Raw genomic sequence first — 19,936 nt, 5'->3', positions numbered from 1 at the left:
CCGACCTCTAGAGCAAATCCTCTATGAAAAACTAAGAAAGCTATGGAAAGAAGTGCAATGCAGATCAGACTAGCTACCAGCGATGACATCCCCAACATCATGCAGATCGTACGACGTGTCGTCCCCCTGATGCGGGCATCCGGAAACCTGCAGTGGGATGACCGCTATCCCAACCCCGAGGTCTTCGCCCAGGACGTGCAGCTCAGCCAACTCTGGGTCGCAGACGTCGACGGAACCCTGGCCGGCATGGCAGCGATCACCACCGACCAGTCCCCTGAATACGCCCAGGTAGGTTGGGACATCCACGAACTCGCCATCGTCGTGCACCGCATCGCCGTCGATCCGGACTTCGCCGGTCGCGGCATTGCGATAGCCCTCATGCAACAAGCCGAGACCGTTGCGCGCGAACGCGGCATCGCAAAACTGCGTGTCGATACCAACACCCAGAACCAGGTAACGCAGCGACTCTTCCCTAAACTCGGCTATACGTTCGCCGGCGAAATCACGCTGGACTTCCGCCCCGGCCTGAACTTCCTCTGCTACGAGAAGCAGCTTAATTAAGCACTATAGACCTGCTTTATGGATTCCTTATGCCTTCTCCATAAACCTTATATGCGGCCACAGCTTGGCCGTATACCGGTCAGGTGGAGCGCAGATGTCGTTATTCAGTCTTCTAGCAGGCAAGCCCCTCGCAACGTCCGAGGAACGTGCCGAACACATAGGGCCCATCTCGGGTATTCCTGTCTTCGGCCTGGACGCCCTCAGCTCCGCCGCTTACGGCCCTGAAGCCGCTCTCACACTGCTGATTCCCCTGGGCGTAGCCGGTATCGCTCACATCGTCCCGATCAGCTTTGCCATCATCGGGTTGCTCGCCATCGTCTTCTTCTCCTACATGCAGACGATCGACGCTTATCCCAACGGTGGCGGCAGTTATACCGTGGCCAGTGAGAACCTTGGCGAAACCGCCGGCCTGCTGGCTGCCGCCGCGCTGATGATCGACTACATCCTCAACGCCGCCGTTGGAATCTCCGCCGGTGTCGGAGCGCTGGTCTCAGCCTTTCCCCTCCTCCAGCCCCACACCCTTGCGCTCTGCCTCGCCATTCTGCTCCTGCTTACGCTGATCAATATTCGTGGAGTCAAAGACACCGGAACAGCCTTCCTCATCCCTACCTATCTCTTCCTGGGTTCCCTGCTGGTCGTCATCATCCTGGGCGGCATTCGCGCCCTGGCAGCTCACGGACATCCCGTTCCAGTCATCGCACCACCCCATCTCCCCGCCGTCACCTCGGCACTCTCCCTCTGGCTTTTGCTCAAGGTATTTGCCAGCGGCTGCACAGCCATGACCGGCGTCGAGGCCGTCAGCAACGGAGTCAATGCCTTCCGCGCCCCTACGCAGAAGAATGCCAAACGCACTCTCACCATCATCATTATTCTGCTGATGGTCTTCCTCGCCGGCATCGCGCTTCTTTGCCGCGCCTATAACATCGGGGCGACGGACCCCACCGGCAACGGCTATCAAAGCGTTCTCTCGCAACTCATCTCTGCCGTCATGGGACGCGGCTGGTTCTACTACGTCAGCATCGGCTCCATCCTCGCTGTCCTCGCGCTCTCTGCGAATACCTCGTACGCCGACTTCCCGCGCCTTACCCGCGCCATCGCACAGCACGACTACCTTCCGCATGTCTTCAAAATTCGCGGCCGCCGCCTGCTGTACTCTCACGGCATCGTCGCCCTGGTAGGCTTTACCGGTGCGCTGCTCATCATCTTCGGCGGCGTCACCGATCGCCTGATCCCGCTCTTCGCTATCGGTGCCTTTCTGGCATTCACGCTCTCTCAGGCCGGCATGGTGGTGCACTGGTACAAGTACCCGGGAAAAGGCACACGGCAGCGCATGATCGTCAACGGTATCGGCGCGATTGCCACCGGCATCACCCTCATCGTCGTACTCGTCACAAAGTTCAGGGAAGGCGCATGGATCACCGCGATCCTCATCCCCGCGCTGATTCTACTAATGGCCGGAGTGAAGAAGCACTACGACCGTGTCGCGCGTGAGATCAACATCGATCGCCCCATGCACGTCGAGAACCTCGCCCATCCCCTGGTCGTCGTTCCGCTCGATCGCTGGACTCGTATCACCGAAAAGGGTTTGCGCTTTGCCATGAAGCTCAGCGAGCGAGTAGAAGCTGTCCACGTCGATGCCGAAGAGTGTCGCGACGAGGTCGAGCAAATGTGGCAACGCAACGTCGCAGAGCCCATTCAGATTGCAGGAAAACCACTCCCCAGGCTCGTCTTCCTACCCTCGCCCTATCGCTTCGTCCTGCTGCCTCTGGTCGAGTACATCTTCCAGCTTGAACGTGAGCACCCAGAGTGCCAGATCGCCGTCCTCGTCCCCGAACTGGTCGTCAAACACTGGTGGCAGACGCCGCTTCACAACCAGCGTGCACAACTGCTCAAGCTCATGCTGCTCGTCCGCGGCAATCAGCGCATTACGGTCATCAACATCCCCTGGTACCTGTAAGGCTCATGCAAATATCTGCATGAGCCTTAGGGGATGGTCAGGACTGGAGGGCTATATTAGTTCGCCTTCTGATCCAGCGCCAGGTATTGATGCACAAACGCAATCGCCATGCTTCCCTCCCCAACGCCGCTCGACACGCGCTTGATGGAATCGTGCCGAACGTCGCCGGCGCAAAAGAACCCCGGCAGATTGGTTTCCAGCAGGAACGGAGGACGCGAGCCATTCCAGTTCGGCAGGTCCATGACATCGCGTCCCGTGCAGATGTATCCCTTCTCGTCACGCTGCAGATTCTTCGGCAGCCAGCCGGTGTTGGCATCCGCTCCAATCAGGACAAAGAGCGCATCCGCTTTCCGCGTCTGTGGCGCTGAACCCTTCGTGCTGGTGCAGAGGGTCTCGAGATGATCCCCACCCCCCACCGATACGACCTGCGTAAATGGTTCGATCGAGATGTTCTTCTTGCTCGCGAGCTGGTCGATCAGATATTGCGACATGCTGAGATGAAGCCCTGCCCCACGCACCAGGATCGTCACCGAGTTCGCATAGTTGGAGAAGAACATCGCAGCCTGCCCCGCGGAGTTGCCGCCGCCAACGATGAAAACATCTTTGCCGATCACCGTTGGCGACTCCGTACGGGCAGCGCCGTACAGCACGCCGCGTCCCAGCAGTTCGTCGACGCCCTCGGCGTCCAACCTGCGCCAATCGACGCCTGTGGCCAGAATTACGGTCTTCGTCATCACACGGTCGCCGCTATCCATCTCCACGCAATAGCCGCCCGTCATCGGCTCGATGTTCTGTACCTCGCGAGTCAGCACCATCTCTGCGCCAAAACGTCCTGCCTGCCGCAGCGCACGCTCGCTCAACTCGTCACCCGATATTCCGTTCGGAAAACCGAGATAGTTCTCAATGCGCGAAGAGGTCCCCGCCTGCCCGCCGGCGGCGTTGCGCTCAATCAACAACACGCACAGGCCTTCTGAAGCGCCATACACCGCCGCAGCCAGACCGGCAGGGCCGCCCCCGATGACGACGACATCATAGTTTTCCCGGGTCGGCGTGGTGCGAATCCCCAACGCCTCCGCGACTTTGCGTACCGTCGGAGGCTGTCCGACGCAGAACGCTCTATCGACAATGACCGCTGGACCGCTCGAATCCTTCGGCAGGCATATAGGCACCCGGTCCGGCTCGCGTTCGCGGTCTACCCATTCATAAGGGATGCGGTTCATCGAGAGGAACGAACGAATGTCGCGACAGTCCGTATCGTACTGCGAGCCCACGATGAACACGCGCGAGGAAGGTATCTCCTTCATCCACTCTTGCACACTGGCCAGGCGCGCATTCATGGTCTGGAGAATGATGGCGCTGCATGCGGCGGAATCGCGAATCAACTCCTGCAACTGTTGGCGGTCGAATCGCGCAATGCGACACCAGGCCTTTGCCTGGACGGATACAAAGGCGGGAGCGCCCATCAGAATTGGAACCTCTCCGAAGAAGGCTCCGACCTTATATCGATGAAATTCACGCGGCTGTCCCAGAACGTCCTTGATCAGAGCAAGATCACCCTCGAGGAGAACATAGAAATAAGGGATATCTCCTTCACGAATGAGCCATTCTCCAGACTTCAGGTGCATGTCTGCAGCTTTGTTGGCGAACCTCTGCCGCTCAGGTTCTTCCAAACACGCAAAGATTGGAATTTTATTCAACTCATCGGACGTAATCATGCCTTTATTGTCCCACCATCCTGAGGCACACGTCGCGTTAAGAGGACAACAACACGAAAACGAACGCCTTAGCGCCATTTACCTATTGTCATCATTTACCTATTGTTTAGAGAGAAACAAAGAAAGGAAATGGCGGAGAGTGAGGGATTCGAACCCCCGATCGCCTTGCGACGATGTCTGATTTCGAGTCAGGTGCATTCAACCGGGCTCTGCCAACTCTCCGCGTTATATTGCTTTCTATCAACAACTTACACCCGTTCAGATTGCAGCCCGTTGCAGTCTAAATATGCGGTGTCAGTTGTGGTGCCAGTTGCGATTTACGAAACAGGCACCAATCTATCAACGGCTGCTGCATTGTGTGCAGGAGCAAGATGCGAATATCTCATCGTCATTGACAGTGACTTGTGACCGAGTAACTTCCCGACTGTGTAGATGTCGATCCCGGCCATAACCAGTCTACTGGTGAACGTATGTCTATTGCAATGCCATGTGTAGCCTTTGATCTTGGCATCTCCGAGCGCAGGGTTAAACCAACCTCTAGCGCTCTGCAATCCTGCCCCTTCAACACCGCGTGCACTCGAAAAAGCCGGGCCATCAACTTCCCCCTTCTCCCTTGAACTATACAATATGTATCTTCAACTACTTGTTGAGCGGAGATCGGTCATGTGATTTGTTCTCGCCTTCTACGCGGCTAGAATGGTACAGTCACTTCACATGAAAATCACTGCCTTTGCTGTGTTCGCAGCCGCCCTGTGTGCGCCTTTGAGCGTTTTCGCGCAACCCGTACTACCTGACTGTCCAGTAGCTTCGGGAGCCTATTACCTGCAAGGCACGACATGGCTTGGTATGGACCCTAGCCATTCCACCGGGTTTAAGACAACAAATGTTGCTGGCGCTGCTTTCAGTTATGGAGCAGCAAAGGCGCGCGTGAAAGCTCAATTCCGCGAGGCCAGATCACCATATCAACTTCCAGACAGTTCATTCGCAATGTGCCTGGTTGGCACTGTGGACACCGGACGTGACATCACCCTCGCTCGCTTTCAGGAAGAAAAGGATCGACGAGAGCTTTCGATGGCAAGCTATCGGATGTGGACGGGTATCAATGCCCAATTAGACCCAAAGGTTCTGATCCCAATTACAGTGGAAAAGAAGGGCGAGAAGATCTATCTCGTCACTAGCAAGGAACCATTGCCGTTGGGAGAATTCATTCTTTTTACGATAATTCCCGACGTAGCCGCTATGGCAAAGGCTAATCAGGCTAGTTCACTTGGCGGCTATGACTTCGGGAACCACGCCAAGTAACATCTCACCCAGCGCTTGCGGGCACAACCCGGACGTTTATCTGTTTTCTCCCTGGTATAGGGCTTCATGGTGATGGACAATCAACACATGAAGACTATCAACCAGGTGCGTGTATGGGTGATAGCCGTACTTAGCGCTTGGTATGGCTGGGTTGGCGCATCAGCAACCGTAGGGATTGTTGGGTTTGGGCAAGGAATGCAATGGTGGTCTTCTCCCCCAAAGACCGTCTATGTCTCCTTACTTGTGCTGGGGCTATCTATTTCTACGTTTCAGGCTTGGAGAATCGAGTTTCTCAAAGGAGAAGCAGCCAAAGAATCCGTTAAGGAGCTTGAGCAAAGGTATTTCGATGAGCGGCCTAAACTCAGTTTGGATATTGGCAGTGCCGAAGGCGAAAGATCTTGGATGGAAACAAGTTCTCCTGTCCAGTTCTACATCCATCATCTATGTGGAAGAATCCCGACGGATGTGCGATTTGATCCAATTATTTCGAAGTTGGGGAAGTTTTCTCTGTGTTTCGACGAACTTCCACACATTGATTCTCGCGCCCGTAACACGCTTACATTTGACATACAAAGTGTTGGTTATCCATCGTTGGGACAAGTGGATCGTAGCAAGATTGGAAATATCGGAAGTACTATGTTTCGTCAATTCCTTCGGGATTACCCAAACGAGACAACCGAAATGGAGTACGAGCTAACAGCCCGATATAAAGACGGAGGAGAAGATTTAAACCATGTCTTTTCTATCAGGTTTGACCGACACCGATTTCGATTTATTAGGAATACGACATAATTTGTACCGTTTACGTGAGCATCTTGTCCTCCTCGTTACAAAAAAGGCGGAATGAGAGACGAAAACCGCTCTCATTCCGCCTTCAAAGAACAACACCCGTTATTTCACAGCGACCCGCACAACCACGGTATGAGTGATCCCCGAGGTAGTTGCCGTCACCGTTGCCGTGTAGTTTCCAGCCGCACTTGGGGCACTCGCGGGAGGAGTTGTCGGGATGGAAGCGGGAGTGCTTCCGGAGCACCCACTCAGTCCAAGCACGGCAACATTCGCCAGCAGGAGCAAAGCGAACACACCCACAAACCGCCGCCCCCGCCGACGCATCGGCAGGATGAGTGCCAGCAGCGCCAGGGTCGCGCCTCCGCCAAACCATTCGCCGTGCAGGGTAAGTTTTGCAGAGTCTGGAGGCACGGCGGTAAAAGTCAGTGTCGTCGTCGCTACCAGGGTCGGATCGGAAGGCAGAGTCAATGTGGAACTGGAGAAGGCACACGTCAGGTTGGGCGACGAGGTAGCGCACTGCAGTGCAACCAAACCAGTCAGACGCTGCCCATATGGCGCGCCGACTGCCACAGTGGTGCTCCCTGTGCTGCCGCTCTTGAGGCTGACCAGCGAGCTGCCGGGGACCAGGGAGAAATCGCCAACGTTCGCGTTCACCGTAACCGGCGCACTTACGCTGGGGGAGTTGTAGTGATCGCCCGTGTACGACGCCGTAAACTGCACCGGCCCATTTCCAAGGATCGCAGAGGGAGGTGTCGGGATGACAGCCGTTCCGGTAGCATCCAGCGGCACAACGATTTTCTGGTAAAACACATTCTGAAAGAGGTCGATACTCCCCGTCGGTATCTGTGGCCCTGTCGTTGTTACCTTGACGGTTATGTTCAGCGTTCCATCGGCATTGAGTGAAGTGGCGCTGGGCGTTACAGTCGTTGTCGTTGTTGGCAGCGTGTTGTTATACACCGTAATCGTACTGGGATCGAAAGCACTGCTCACCGTCTGCAGGTTCGCATCGCCGCTATAAGAAGCGTCCAGGTTATAGCTGCCTGCGGGGCCTACGTCTCCTACGTTGAACGTAGCCGTTCCTGTACCTGTATTGACCAGGCCGCCAAAATTGAACTGCGTCAAGGTAACTGTCTGCGATTGGCTCCCGAACGTTACAGTGACTGTTCCGCCTACAGGCAACTGACCGTTGTCACTTGAAACCTCAACCGGAACTGACAGCGTTCCATTGACCGGGACAGCCGCCGGCACCGAATTGCCGATATAAATCTGCGGTACCCCCTTCACCACGGTGATCGTGTACGCCGCCGACTGTGAAGCATTGAAGCTACCATCTCCACCGTAGGAGAAGACCAGGCTATGTGTTCCAGCTCCCAGTGAGCCCGTCTGGAGTTCCGCTAACCCATAAGAGTTCAGGTTCAACGTCGTGAGTGGAGTGCCGTTATCGATGACCGTGATCACTCCCGTGGCAATTCCATCCGGAGCAGCCGCGCTCGACGAAGCTCCATACACCTTCGCATCAATATCGAAGAAGCTTCCGTACTGTGCAGTGATGCCGTTCGTGAATGGAACGCCCGGCAACGTGTTTCCGTTCGCGTCCACACCAAAGTAAGTGCCCGAAACGGCCACGGCTGAACTCTCAGGCGTCACCATCAGGCTGACGGGCATGGACGTACTGGCAGCAAAGGTGCCATCGCCGCCGTATTGCGCCACCAGGTTATAGTTCCCCGCAGGGAGAGAGGTCAGCAGCGCCTGCCCTGTTCCCGAGGCCAGGGCAATCGTGCCGATCCCCGCACCGGCCGGAGTGGTCGTGTTCACCAGGGCCACCGAACCGGTGGGTGTTCCACCGGAGGAGACAACCGTCGATGTCACCGTAACCGGTGTGCCATGCGCAAAGGTTGTCGATGAAAGTGTCAGGTTCGTTGCGGTGGATTTGAAGGTGACCTTGTTCCAGTTCGTCAGCAGAACATTGGCATCGATCGATCCCAGACCAGTGGCAAGATCGTATCCGACGCCTGCGGGATATACCTGCAGAGAATAGAAACCATCGCCATTCGTATCCAGCGTGCAATTGGCAGAACCCGTCACACAGGGAACGTTGTTGCTGCCCACCGTCACATCGTGGAAGGCCGAAGGCACCTGTGCCGCCAGGGCATACAACACATAGTTCGGATTTCCCTGCCGGCCCTTTTGTGCCTGATCGATCAGCGTCATGATACCGGCCATGGCTGGAGCAGAAGCCGAGGTACCGCCGATACCAGTAATCGTGACAGCGCCCGTGGTCGGATCAAGATTCGCGGTGGAGCAATCTGTCGGCGCGACGCAGATAGGCCAGTAAGAGAAGTTATATCCATTCGCAGCAAACAAGCTCACGTCGGGGATATCGCGCGCGCCATCCTTCGGCACACCCACACCCGTCTGCCATGAAGGCTTGGCATACCCACCGCTGCAGGAGATGTACTTGCCCGTCGGGGAGAGGATGCTGGCGGTAGACGGGTCTTCCGTACCCTCGGTACAGCTACTCATGCCGCCACTGCCACTGGAGGTCGTCTGGTCGGTAGGACCACTGGCTACATTCAGGCCGAAGGCGTTATTCCACGGCTGCTCCGGGGCGGGTTGCAACAACGAAACCATCGGACCGGTGCTTCCAGTGGTGTTCCAATATTGATCGATCTGGCCTTGGAAGTTGCCTGAGTTGTAACTACTGTAGTAGAAATCCGTTCCGCCTACGGCAACGTTATAGGGGGTGGAGGCGATGCCATTTACAGCAATCCCACCCTCTGCCTGTGGCTGTCCATTGTCGCAACCTGCCGAACCACTGTCACCGGTAGATACAAAGACAGACTCACCCTGCGCCGCGGCCTGCGACCACAGGTTATTGAAGAGAAGGTTACCGGACAGCCCCAGCGTCGGCTCGCAGATGCCGTAGCTCATGCTGATCACATCCGCAGTATCGTCATCTACGGCATGGATCGCCGCAGTAAACAGACCCGAGGTCACCGAGGTGTCATACCCCGTATACAGCAGGATCTTTGCATCGGGAGCTACGGAGCCACTCACCTCGACGTCCAGATCCGCCTCATCTCCCGCACCATCCCCGTTGGTTCCAGGATCGAATCCATCCACAATCGTCGAAGGCAGATTCGTAGGAGAGAAGCCAAAGAGCTTGCGATAGTTGCTCACCACGGTATTGTCGACATTCGCCTGGCTCACAATGCCGATGGTTTCGCCGGTTCCGGTATAGCCCGCTTTGTAGATGGGGTTTACGTCATACTGCAGAGCGAAATCGCCCGGTGCCACGGTGAGGTACACTCCGCCTGCATCAGCCGGATAGCTCCACTGCGGCACGGATGCATGCGTCTTCGGATTGAAACTGGCCTTGCCGAGGATGCGTGTGTGGCTCTGGGGCTGGATGTCGTTCAAAGCCGCGATACCCGAGACAACAGGATACAGTGCCGATGGAATCTGCGGGTCCTGGTTGTTGGAGTGGAAGGTGACACCGTTCCTTACATACGTATGTAACTCCGTATGAAACGAATTGCGCACCTGTCCCGCCGTGCCCGAAAACTGAATCGCGGCTTTGCCCTTCGAGACCTGGTTTACCGTAAAGCCCTGGCTCGCCAGCCAGTTCGACACCGCCTGAACGTCCTGGTCCGCGGGAGCAAACTGCTGCGCGAAATCCGACGGCTTCAGCCATTTGTGATAGCTGGCCGACGCCGGATTATGCAGGTCATTCATGGTCTGCCGAAGCTGCATCTCCTGCGTCTCCGAGCGCTTCAGCACGATCAGCATGCTGTTGGCCGGCGTAGAATCTGGCAGCGCTCCGCGATCAACGGAAGCCTGCACCTGAAAGGGAGTATTTCCCTTCAGCGTTGTACGAACGTTGTTGTCCACCGCGGCGGTAACGCGCGAGGCGACCTTGACGCTCTGAGCTGACATCCTCTGAACCGACACCATGGAGGCGCCTAACAACATCAACGCCAGAGAACCCTTGCAGCAAGCTGAAGTAAAAGAACGAATGCGCGTCATGAACCATCCTTAGAGAAAGAGAAGTGGAAGAGGGTCAGTATCGACTGCCCTGCATTCGTGTCTTTACTGCACGGTCAACGTAATCAGGGTGGAAGCCGTCTGTGATCCCACAGTCGCTGTCACCACGACAGAGCTGGTTCCCTTCGGCGAATCCGCCGTGGCAGGACTGCCTCCAGAGCATCCACTCAGAGACGTCGTAGCCACCAGCAACAGGGCCGCTATTCCCAGCAGTACGACCCGCCGTCGCTTGCGCGCGAAAGCTCCCAGTGCAAGCACTCCGGGCAACAGCCATGCGAGATTCAGAGCGATGGACCGTCCGCGCAACTCAGGCCGGGACAGGCTGGCTGTGGTGTAAGCGGCAATCTGTAGCGACGTCGTACCCGTAGAGCTCAGCGGGCCAAAATTGCAGACAGCATTCACGGGCAGTCCACTGCACGCAAACTTGATTGCCGCACCATTCGCGTTATAGACCGCGATGCTCGTCATAGCCGCTGTCCCCGACGTCGCACTCAGCACACTGGGCGTCGCCTGGATCGCCAACGCCGGAGCTGTCGTCACCGCCAGGATGGCGGGCGGAAAGTTCAGAGCTACGTAGTTCGGATCGCCCGTGTAGTTCGCCGTAATCTCATAGCTGCCCGTCGCGTTGAACGCCGGACTCGTCAGCGAAGCCGAACCATTCATCACCGGCACCGGCGAGCCGAAGTTCGCACCATTGGCTACGAACTGAACATTGCCCGTCGCGACAGGAGATCCTGCCGGAGCCGAAAGGTTCAGCGTCACCGTGGTCGTCTGCCCGATCGAGATCGTCGACGGACTCAGGGTCACAGCACCTGTAGGAACGATGAGCGGCTCCGCAACGATGCTCAGGTTGCCCGTCACAGACTGTGTAACGGGAGCAGCAGAATCCGATACGCTCACGGCAAACGTCGCGGGACCTGCCGCCGTCACTGTACCTGAGATCACACCGGCGGAGGACAGTTGGAGGCCTGCGGGAAGATTTCCGCTGGATTGCTTCCAGATATAAGGCGGCGTGCCGCCTGTAGCCGTCAGGGTCTGCGAATAGGTCGATCCCACCCGCACGGCGGGAAGGCTCATTGTCGTAATCACCAGCGGCTGAACAACCGTCATGCCCAGGCTTGCCGTGGCCGTCGCCGGAGTCGGATCGGAGTCCTTTACCTGAACCGTAAAATTCGCCATCCCTGGCACTGTCGGCTTGCCTGAGATCACACCCGAGCTTGCATTCAAGGTAAGTCCCGCGGGAAGCGAGCCCACCGTCAGGCTCCAGGTGTAAGGCAGCACGCCACCCGAGGCAACGAGTGCTGTCGAATAGTCCACACCAACACGCGCCTGCGGCAGGTTGCTGGTAGTGACAACAAGCGTCTGTGCTCCACCCACGGTAACGGTCGCGGTTCCGGACTCAACACCACCACAGGTCAGGCCATAGGTATAGGGACCTGAAGCCGTCGGTGTAATCGTGGCCGAACCCGAGTAGATATGCGTCGTAGCGTTATATGTACCCTTCTGAAGCCCCGTCCAGGCTCCGGGACCTGAAGCCGTCGTCTGCACGCTCGCATAGCAGTTCCGCAGCGTCTGTGAAAACGCATTCAGAACCTGCCAGTTCAAGGTCACAGGCGTTCCCAGCGGAATCGTGCTGGCACTCGAAGTGATTTGCACGGGGGCGGGTAAGGCTGTCGCCGTCGTCAGCTTGAAGACTGTACCCATGGCGTTCGCACCACCGCCGGAGGTCGTTCCATAGAAGTTGCCGTCGCTTGCCTGAACGAGGGCAGCGGGACCATTCCCATCTCCCGCCGTGCCGCCAAAGGAGTATAAGACCGTAAATGCGCCCGAAGTCGTAATCTCGAAGAGTGTTCCGTTGCCGTTGACACCCAGGCCGGCAGCTCCGTACAAGTTGCCATCGCTCCCCATAAATAGACCTACGGGACCTGCACCATCCGTTGTGCCATTGAAGACATGCAGAGTCGTAAGAACCCCGCCGGGAGTCATCTTATAGATCGTGCCATTCTTGTCAGGTGTTGTAACGGCTCCACTCTGACCTGTCGTTCCGTAAAAATTACCGTCACTTCCAACCACCGGTGTGCCTGTAGGAGCCGCGCCATCCCCCGTTCCAGTAAAGCTATAGAGCACCGTGTACTCACCTGTTGGCGTTAGTTGGTAGAAGGCCCCAAAATCACTGCCTCCGCCGCCGGAGGTCGTGCCGTAGAAGTTGCCGTCGGTGTATTCGACAGGCGGACCGGAAGGAGCGGCTCCAAGGAGCTTGTTTTTAAAGGGGGCTACCGTCGTCAACGTTCCGTCTGAAGTGATCTTGAAGAGTGTGCCATTCCCACTACCACCACTTGAGGTCCCACCGTAGTAGCTGCCATCAGTGCTCTCTACCAAAGCAGAAGTAGGAATACTTCCATTCGCATCGCCGGTGAACGTAAAGAGAGTGTCCAGCGTAGTGCTCCCAAAGGGCAACTTGAAAATTGAACCATCGGTAACCCCGATGTCTCCATAGGTCGTCCCATAGAACCCGCCATCGTCTCCCTGAATCAACCCAGCAAAGGGGGTGGCGCTATCACTGCCACCCACGAACGAATAGAGCGGAGTTAACGTACCCGAAGGAGTGATCTGAAAGATGGAACCATTGTCCGTAGAAAAATTCCCGAGGGTCGTACCGTACAGGTTCCCATCCCCCGCCTGGATCACCCCAGCGTACGGTCCCTGGCTATCCGTAGTCCCTGCAAAAGAGTGCAGGATCGATACGGTCGCCGTCTGAGCCTTCAAGGCAGAAGGTGTAAACAGCAATCCAAGTTGACACACAACAGCGACGGTTAGGCCACGGATACGTCTAAAGGACATCGCAAAGGCGCGGGCACTACGATTGGTTGTCGGCATTGCCCCCTAATAAACTTTCCTCCCCCCTCGATGTCAAAGTAATTGATTATTAAGAGCCCATTAACAAACAAACTATTCTTTTTCATAAACTTACTTAATCAACTCGACGAGTTCTAACCCCGTTCCTGAAGCCTCTTCCACATCCAACCCGGTTTCATGTCCAGCCTTATCTGCCATTTGGGGTTGATATCATGATTCCGTGAACCCCGCTTCAACTCCATCTCCCCGGCCTTGTGACGGCTATCGTTTCGGCCCCTTTGAGGTCAGGATCGGTGCGGGAGTACTTTTCCACAACGGCATGAGGGTTCGCCTTCAGGAGATCCCCTTCCGGATGCTGCTCGTTCTACTCGAGCAGCCGGGCCAGATCGTCACCCGGGAAGAGCTTCGCAACCGGCTTTGGGACGAGAAGACCTTCGTCGAGTTCGACAATAATCTCCGCGTCGCCGCCGCCAAGCTTCGCGAAGCACTCCGCGACGACGCAGCCTCCCCCCAATTTATTGAGACGATCGCCCGCCGCGGATACAGGTTCATCGGCGAGGCCTCTCCCATCTTCGACACCCCAGCCCTCGCCCCCTCGGAGCCTCTGGCCCCTGTCGCACCAAGCCTCCAGATCGTTCCGCCTTCCCAGATAGCATTGGACGGGACCCCACCGCGCCGTGGACGCCGCCGCCTCCTCCTCGCTCTCTGCGGAGCGGCTCTTCCGCTCGCGACAGCACTCTTTTACATCTGGCGTCAGCGTCAGCCGCTCATTCATAGCCATGACAGCGTCGCCATCGGCGGCTTCCTCAACCGCAGCGGCAATCACAACTACGACGACGTGCTGTCGCTTCCCTTCCGCATCAAGATGGAGGAGTCGCCCTACCTCAGACTGGTGTCTCGCGACAGCTTTGCGCATCTCCTGAAGAACGCCGATGCCAGCCTCGCGGAAGAGATGCAGGCCTGCCGGCAGAGCAACGCACATGCCCTGTTGACCGGCGAGCTCACCTCGCACGGCCAGGGCTACGAACTGCAGATCGACGCCTGGCGATGTTCCAACGGCCGCCGTCTTGGCACAGAGTCGGTAAAGACCGACTCCCAGGCAGGTATACTCGATGCGCTGGGTCAGGCCAGCGAGAAGATGCGTCTCAGGCTCGGCGAGTCTGAAGAATCATTGCAAAAGTTCAGCGTTCCGCTGGTCCAGGCGACAACCAGTTCTGTCGCCGCATTGAATGCCTTCCGGCTCGGCGAAGAAAAACATGCCACCGGCCTGTACACCGAGTCGCAGACCTTCTACAAGCTCGCCATCGACTTCGATCCGCAGTTCGCACTCGCCTATCTGCAGTTGGGCCGCAGCTATTCCAATGCCGGAGAAAGCTCGCTCAGCCGCATCTATGCCCAGAAGGCATTCGACCTTCGCGAGCGCACCACGGATCGGGAGAAGCTCTACATCTCCTCCGCCTACTACAGCTTCTACACCGGCGAAGTCCACCGGGCCATCGAGGTCTATCAACTGTGGATGAGCCTCTACCCGCGCGACATCGTTCCGGTCAATAATCTCGCGGTCGAGTACAACATACTTGGACAACCTCAAAAGGCCGCCCCGTATGCACGCAAGGCGATTGAACTCGACCCGTCTATCCTTCTGCCCTATTCCGTACTTGCCGAGGCCGACCTGCGATCGGGCAACTACACAGAACTCAACCGCCTCTGCAATGACCCCGCCCATGCAAACGATAGCGCCGTCGCCTTCCATGTCGCCTGCTACAAGAGTGCATTCGTGCAGAATAACGAAGCCGTGATGCAGCACCAGACACAATTCGTGCAGGGCGCAGCGCAACAAAGCGCCATGCTGAATGAAATCGCCGCCGTATCGTTCTATCGCGGACGGCAGGCAGAAGCCGACCGCGGCTTCGTTACCGCCAGGCAAAATGCCATTGCCAACAATCTGCCCGAATTCGCCGCGGAGATCATCGTGGAACAGGCAGGCCTCGACGCAGATGCCGGACGCCCCGCTCAGGCAGCACAGCTCGCGGAAGAGGCCTTGCACTATGCACCGCACAATATCGAGGTAGAAGCCGGCGCTGCGCTAGCCCTGGCCAGAATCGGACAGATCGCCCGCGCGGAGGCAATCTCCAGGAAAGCAACCGCCGAATCTCCACTCGACACACAGCTTCAATTTGTGGAACTGCCCTCCGTCAATGCCGCGATTGCCATGCAACACAACCAGCCTGACGAAGCCGTTAAAGCCCTGGAACCAGCTCGTCCCTATGACCAGGTCGTCGTCATGGGCCTCTCCCCCGCCTACTACCGAGGCCTCGCCTATCTCCAGGGCCGCCACTGGCAACAGGCGTCCGCCGAGTTCCGCAGCGTACTCGATCACCGCGCCGCCTCTCCCAACTCCCCCTACATCCTTCTGTCACAGCTTGAGCTGGGCCATGCGCTACAACTCAGCGGCAACTCGCAGGAGGCCACCGCCCAGTTCCAGCAACTCGAAGAGGTCTGGAAGAATGCCGACACAGACTTCCCTCCGATAAAACTCCTGCACCTCTACGAGCACCTGCACCCAGCCCGCTGAGAAGGAATTTAAAAAGTAAAGGCCGTGACGATCTTCCGTCACGGCTTTTACTTGGGTTGCAGGCAAAACTATCCGCGGCGTGTCTTTACGGCTTCAACCGCCTGGGCTGGGCCATCGACGGGTGCAGCGGGGATCTCAACATCATCCGCAGGCTTGATTCCGAGTTTCTTGCGCAGTTCACTATCGATCCGGCCGAAGACCTCTTTATTTTCCTTCAGGAATCCGCGTACATTCTCACGGCCCTGTCCGATACGCTCACCCTGGTAGCTGTACCACGCACCCGCCTTGTCGACGATATTGTGCAGCACAGCAAGATCCAGCGAGTCGCCTTCACGAGAGATACCTTCACCGAAGAGAATGTCGAACTCAGCATCGCGGAAGGGTGCCGCTACCTTGTTCTTTACAATCTTGACCTTCGTGCGGTTGCCGACGACAACATCGCCTTCCTTCACCGCGCCGACACGACGGATATCGATACGCACCGAGGAGTAGAACTTCAGTGCCCGTCCGCCGGTCGTCGTCTCCGGGTTGCCGAACATGACGCCGATCTTCTCGCGAACCTGGTTGATAAAGATCAGGCTGGTGCGCGACTTCGACACTGTTCCGGTCAATTTGCGCAACGCCTGCGACATCAGCCTGGCCTGCAGGCCCATGTGCGAATCGCCCATCTCGCCATCAAGCTCAGCCTTCGGCACCAGCGCGGCCACCGAATCCACCACCAGTACGTCGATGGCGCCCGAACGAACCAGCGCTTCGACGATCTCCAGTGCCTGTTCGCCGTAGTCCGGCTGGCTCACCAGCAGATTGTCGGTATCGACACCCAGCTTCTTTGCATAAGCCGGATCGAGAGCGTGCTCCGCGTCCACAAATGCCGCTAGGCCGCCGTTCTTCTGCGCCTCGGCGATGATCTGCAGTGTAATGGTCGTCTTTCCCGAACTCTCCGGCCCAAAGATCTCGATCACGCGCCCACGAGGCACGCCACCGACACCCAACGCCGCGTCAAAGGAAATCGACCCCGTAGAGATTACCGAAATTGGCCCAATCGCCTCTTTCGCGCCGAGCCGCATCACCGACCCCTTGCCAAATTGCTTTTCAAGCTGAGAAAGTGCGGTTTCTATGGCTTTGCTGCGGTCATCTGCCACGATGTTTATCTCCTTAAGATAGGTTCAAGCTGGGGTCACGCCGAGGTGAAATGTCAAAGCCGAGTCTAGCACTAAACCTCAGGCCATAGCAAAAGAAAAGCGAAAGTCGCCAGCATCCTGCGATACCCTGATCTCATGTCTCGATTCCGCTATCTCGACGCCCTGACGACCGCCTTCGTCGTCATCCTGCTGGTATCGAACCTGCTCGCGCAGAAGGTCATCCGGATTGGGCCGTTCTGGCATATTCCTGCCTTCTCCACCAGCGGAGCGATGGTGCTCTTCCCCATCACCTACATCTTCGGCGACATCTTCACCGAGATTTACGGCTACGCAGCCTCGCGGCGGGCCATCTGGCTGGGATTCTTCGGAACCGCGCTGCTCTACGCCGTCTCGGCCCTGGTCATCGCACTGCCCTCCGATCCGGAGTTCCACAACCAGGCGGCGTTCGTTACGGTCTTCGGCTTTCTGCCGCGTATCCTCATCGCCAGCCTGATCGCCTTCTGGGCCGGCGAGTTCGCCAACTCCTTCACCATGGCCAAGCTCAAGCTCCTGACGAAAGGCCGCATGCTCTGGACGCGCACCGTGGGCTCAACTGTCGTAGGTCAGGCCGTCGACACCACGCTGGTCATTGTCATCACCTTCGCCGGGGTATTCTCCGCCCATAAGCTCATCGAGATTATCGTGGTGGGCTACCTGCTGAAGGTCGGCTATGAGGTGCTGGCGACGCCCCTGACCTATCTCGTGATCGGCTGGCTAAAGCGTGCAGAAGGCATCGATACCTTCGATGCGCACACGAACTTCAATCCGTTCCGCTTTACCGGCAGACAGGAACAAAATCTTTAACGCAGAAGGCGGGAAAACCAAGTCTCGCAGAGACACCATATTTTCGATACAACCCTAAACATTGTCATCTCGACCGGAGGCGGCGCTTTTTGCCGCCGTAGTGGAGAGACCTGCAGCTTGCTCGTGCAAGCACTACTGCCAGCACTAACAGCCTGCAGGTCTCTCCACTGCGCATGACGATAAAGCCATCATGCTTCGGTCGAGATGACAGTTCTGGGGTAGTTCATTCCTACCTCACACTATCGTTGAAGATACTGCCAGGCACTACCTCTTCAGCAAATCCATCGGCACATTCACATCCTCAATCCGGAACAATCCCGCCAGCGCCGGATGCCGAGTGGCAATCGCCTGATACATCTCCCACGCCACACGCCGATAGCTGAAGTGCCCCGCAATTCCCGAACGCAGTTCGGCAATGTACAGCGCCTCGGCAAAGTCCATCTTGAACAGGCTGCGGCAGCGCATGCCCAGCGGCAGCAGATACTGCGCACTCTGCTTTGCCTCGGGTTCGCCACTGTCGCAGACCGTGCGATAGGCAGCCAGCGCTGCATTCATCGCGTCGCGATATTGCTCTCCAAGACCCGCCTCGGCAAGCGTCGGCTGCCCCGGGCAGACCGGCTCGTCATAGCCATGAACGTCCGAAAACTCCTGCAGCAGCTGCACGCAGCGACGATGGCGGTGCATATCCCTGAAGCCGCCGATGTCCATCAGGATGTCGAAGCGGAAGCCATGACCGGCATTAAAGGCGCGCACCAACTCGTCGTGGCGTCCGCGATGCACCGCTCCCAGCTTCAGCAGCTCATTGCGCCGCGTCTCGGTCAGAGACGCCACCGCCCCACGAAGCTGGCGGTACGAGTAATGACAGTGCGGATAGACCAGCGAGGTCGCAATCTCCACCTCAAGATCTTCGTCGTCATCGAGCAGGTCAACGATAGGCGCCGGATAGATCGGCGCATCCTTCATCAACTCACGCGCGGCCTGAGCCAGTTCTACGCGGCTCTTGCACTGGTAGTCGTTCTTCTCGGCGTACTTCACCAGCGTGGGAGCGGTGCGCACAGGAGGCATCAGTTCGTTGAGGATCTCCGTCGTCGCATCCGCGGCAACGCTTCCCTCGCCTGCAAGCTGCTCCAGCTTGTCGCGCTGAGCGTTCCATGCGGGCTCGCTGGCCGCGTTACGCAGCTTCGTGCCAAGATCGCGAATCTCCGCGAACGGACTGGAGAGCAGCCGCGAGACCTGCGTCTCCAGCGTGCGCGCATTCACGATCTGTCCAAGCGAAGTGTTCGTCGCAAGCGGCAGCAGATAACGCGCCGCATCGAAGGCGCGGGCCTTCAGCGTACGCTCGTAGCTGTCGGCCTTCATCGACTCCGGCTGCGGAATCGCACGCTTGAGCGCACTCAGCATTCCCGCGCTCAGCGAGTCGTACGCCTTGAAGAGATCCTCAATCGCATGCGTGTACAGCTTGCGCTGCTTGGTCGCAAGTTCCGGTGTAAACCATCCGCTGCGACGGAAGTCCTGGTAGCGCGTAGAGCGCTCCTGCCCGTCCCAGCGCGTCTCATCGACCAGGCAAATCGCCGCCAGCAACGAGAGCTTCTCCACCGCGAACGGTATGTGCGCCAGGTCGGCGATGGAGCGGTGACCGTACTGGAAGTAGAACGTATTCAGGAACTGCTCAGCCCGCTGCGAGCTGATCTCAGCCAGCGATTCGCGCAGAGTCAGGGCCGAACGCGAGTACTTGGCCATCGCATAGGCAAGAACCTCCGGCTCTGCGCCGTGAATAGCGTAGACTTCGGTGGTATTTTCGGGATGTTGGGGGACGGGGCGAGGTGTGGGGCGTTCGGACATGACTCGCACAAGAATATCGTGCCCCCCTGTGATTTGATACGTTGGAATGCCAAACAATCCGTAGGAAGGGTAGACACGTTGGACAGATGGTTTCTAAAGCGCTTCCTGGCCCTCACCCTTTCACTATCGGGTGCGCTTTGTTTGCTTACTATTGCCTCTATAACCAAATACCTTTCGCCGCGTAGCTTTGGGATGGACGTCCTTCTGTTGGCGATTGTATTTTTCATCGCCTTTACGATCTTTTTCGGGAAGATGAGGACCCGCAATCGGCTCCTCGTCGAAACCACTGGAGCTTCCATTGATTCCTCAT

At 57.4% G+C, this 19,936-nt stretch carries 12 protein-coding genes and 1 tRNA gene; 6 read left to right on the top strand and 7 right to left on the bottom strand.

The annotated features are described in order from the left end of the window. Positions 1–57 precede the first annotated feature (57 nt). Positions 58–561 carry a GNAT family N-acetyltransferase gene (locus ACIX8_RS10345; RefSeq protein WP_014265286.1) on the top strand — a complete coding sequence of 168 codons (504 nt, stop codon included), beginning with the start codon at positions 58–60 and terminating at the stop codon, positions 559–561. A gap of 94 nt (positions 562–655) precedes the next feature. Continuing rightward, the gene (locus tag ACIX8_RS10340) at positions 656–2,518 is read left to right on the top strand and encodes an APC family permease (protein WP_014265285.1); all 1,863 of its coding nucleotides are present in this window, start codon (positions 656–658) and stop codon (positions 2,516–2,518) included. 56 nt (positions 2,519–2,574) lie between these two features. Here the strand turns inward: ACIX8_RS10340 and ACIX8_RS10335 are convergent, their stop codons facing one another. From ACIX8_RS10335 to ACIX8_RS26525, 3 genes are all read right to left on the bottom strand, one after another. Continuing rightward, on the bottom strand, positions 2,575–4,143 hold the full coding sequence (locus ACIX8_RS10335) for an FAD-dependent oxidoreductase (RefSeq protein WP_223295509.1): 1,569 nt from the start codon (positions 4,141–4,143) through the stop codon (positions 2,575–2,577). A 220-nt stretch (positions 4,144–4,363) separates the two neighbouring features. Further along, a tRNA-Ser gene (locus ACIX8_RS10330) sits at positions 4,364–4,455 on the bottom strand. Between the two features lie 95 nt (positions 4,456–4,550). Next, entirely contained in the window at positions 4,551–4,784 is a 234-nt protein-coding gene (locus ACIX8_RS26525) for a tyrosine-type recombinase/integrase (RefSeq protein ID WP_223295552.1), read from the bottom strand. Between the two features lie 163 nt (positions 4,785–4,947). Here ACIX8_RS26525 and ACIX8_RS10325 point away from each other — a divergent pair, with 163 nt between their 5' ends. Continuing rightward, positions 4,948–5,535 (top strand): hypothetical protein, encoded by a 588-nt coding sequence (locus ACIX8_RS10325; protein WP_044176530.1) that lies wholly within the window; start codon positions 4,948–4,950, stop codon positions 5,533–5,535. 87 nt (positions 5,536–5,622) lie between these two features. Then, positions 5,623–6,327 (top strand): hypothetical protein, encoded by a 705-nt coding sequence (locus ACIX8_RS10320; RefSeq protein ID WP_044176528.1) that lies wholly within the window; start codon positions 5,623–5,625, stop codon positions 6,325–6,327. A 99-nt stretch (positions 6,328–6,426) separates the two neighbouring features. Here the strand turns inward: ACIX8_RS10320 and ACIX8_RS10315 are convergent, their stop codons facing one another. Together ACIX8_RS10315 and ACIX8_RS10310 are read right to left on the bottom strand one after the other, a co-directional pair. Beyond that, complete coding sequence (locus ACIX8_RS10315) at positions 6,427–10,260, bottom strand: Ig-like domain repeat protein (RefSeq protein WP_223295508.1); 3,834 nt, start codon at positions 10,258–10,260, stop codon at positions 6,427–6,429. Positions 10,261–10,413: 153 nt separating this feature from the next. After that, positions 10,414–13,245: a beta strand repeat-containing protein gene (locus ACIX8_RS10310; RefSeq protein ID WP_014265280.1), complete on the bottom strand. Its 2,832-nt coding sequence runs from the start codon at positions 13,243–13,245 to the stop codon at positions 10,414–10,416. Positions 13,246–13,543: 298 nt separating this feature from the next. Here ACIX8_RS10310 and ACIX8_RS10305 point away from each other — a divergent pair, with 298 nt between their 5' ends. Then, positions 13,544–15,799 carry a winged helix-turn-helix domain-containing protein gene (locus ACIX8_RS10305; RefSeq protein ID WP_083836657.1) on the top strand — a complete coding sequence of 752 codons (2,256 nt, stop codon included), beginning with the start codon at positions 13,544–13,546 and terminating at the stop codon, positions 15,797–15,799. A gap of 68 nt (positions 15,800–15,867) precedes the next feature. Here ACIX8_RS10305 and recA read toward each other — a convergent pair whose 3' ends face one another. Then, the gene (recA, locus tag ACIX8_RS10300) at positions 15,868–16,941 is read right to left on the bottom strand and encodes a recombinase RecA (protein ID WP_014265278.1); all 1,074 of its coding nucleotides are present in this window, start codon (positions 16,939–16,941) and stop codon (positions 15,868–15,870) included. Between the two features lie 135 nt (positions 16,942–17,076). Here recA and ACIX8_RS10295 point away from each other — a divergent pair, with 135 nt between their 5' ends. Further along, positions 17,077–17,784: a queuosine precursor transporter gene (locus ACIX8_RS10295; RefSeq protein ID WP_014265277.1), complete on the top strand. Its 708-nt coding sequence runs from the start codon at positions 17,077–17,079 to the stop codon at positions 17,782–17,784. A 264-nt stretch (positions 17,785–18,048) separates the two neighbouring features. Here the strand turns inward: ACIX8_RS10295 and ACIX8_RS10290 are convergent, their stop codons facing one another. Beyond that, complete coding sequence (locus ACIX8_RS10290) at positions 18,049–19,626, bottom strand: FAD-dependent thymidylate synthase (RefSeq protein ID WP_014265276.1); 1,578 nt, start codon at positions 19,624–19,626, stop codon at positions 18,049–18,051. Between the last annotated feature and the right edge of the window lie 310 nt (positions 19,627–19,936).

Source organism: Granulicella mallensis MP5ACTX8, from assembly GCF_000178955.2.
In the GTDB taxonomy this organism is placed as follows: Bacteria; Acidobacteriota; Terriglobia; order Terriglobales; family Acidobacteriaceae; genus Granulicella; species Granulicella mallensis.
This window is presented reverse-complemented; position numbering and strand designations above follow the sequence as displayed.

Coding starts and splice junctions, on each gene's coding strand:
- ACIX8_RS10340 (WP_014265285.1), top strand. CDS start 656: ATGTCGTTATTCAGTCTTCTAGCAGGCAAGCCCCTCGCAACGTCCGAG.
- ACIX8_RS10320 (WP_044176528.1), top strand. CDS start 5,623: ATGAAGACTATCAACCAGGTGCGTGTATGGGTGATAGCCGTACTTAGC.
- ACIX8_RS10315 (WP_223295508.1), bottom strand. CDS start 10,260: ATGTCAGCTCAGAGCGTCAAGGTCGCCTCGCGCGTTACCGCCGCGGTG.
- ACIX8_RS10325 (WP_044176530.1), top strand. CDS start 4,948: ATGAAAATCACTGCCTTTGCTGTGTTCGCAGCCGCCCTGTGTGCGCCT.
- ACIX8_RS10310 (WP_014265280.1), bottom strand. CDS start 13,245: ATGCCGACAACCAATCGTAGTGCCCGCGCCTTTGCGATGTCCTTTAGA.
- ACIX8_RS10305 (WP_083836657.1), top strand. CDS start 13,544: ATGAGGGTTCGCCTTCAGGAGATCCCCTTCCGGATGCTGCTCGTTCTA.
- ACIX8_RS10335 (WP_223295509.1), bottom strand. CDS start 4,143: ATGCACCTGAAGTCTGGAGAATGGCTCATTCGTGAAGGAGATATCCCT.
- ACIX8_RS10295 (WP_014265277.1), top strand. CDS start 17,077: ATGTCTCGATTCCGCTATCTCGACGCCCTGACGACCGCCTTCGTCGTC.
- ACIX8_RS10345 (WP_014265286.1), top strand. CDS start 58: ATGCAGATCAGACTAGCTACCAGCGATGACATCCCCAACATCATGCAG.
- ACIX8_RS10290 (WP_014265276.1), bottom strand. CDS start 19,626: ATGTCCGAACGCCCCACACCTCGCCCCGTCCCCCAACATCCCGAAAAT.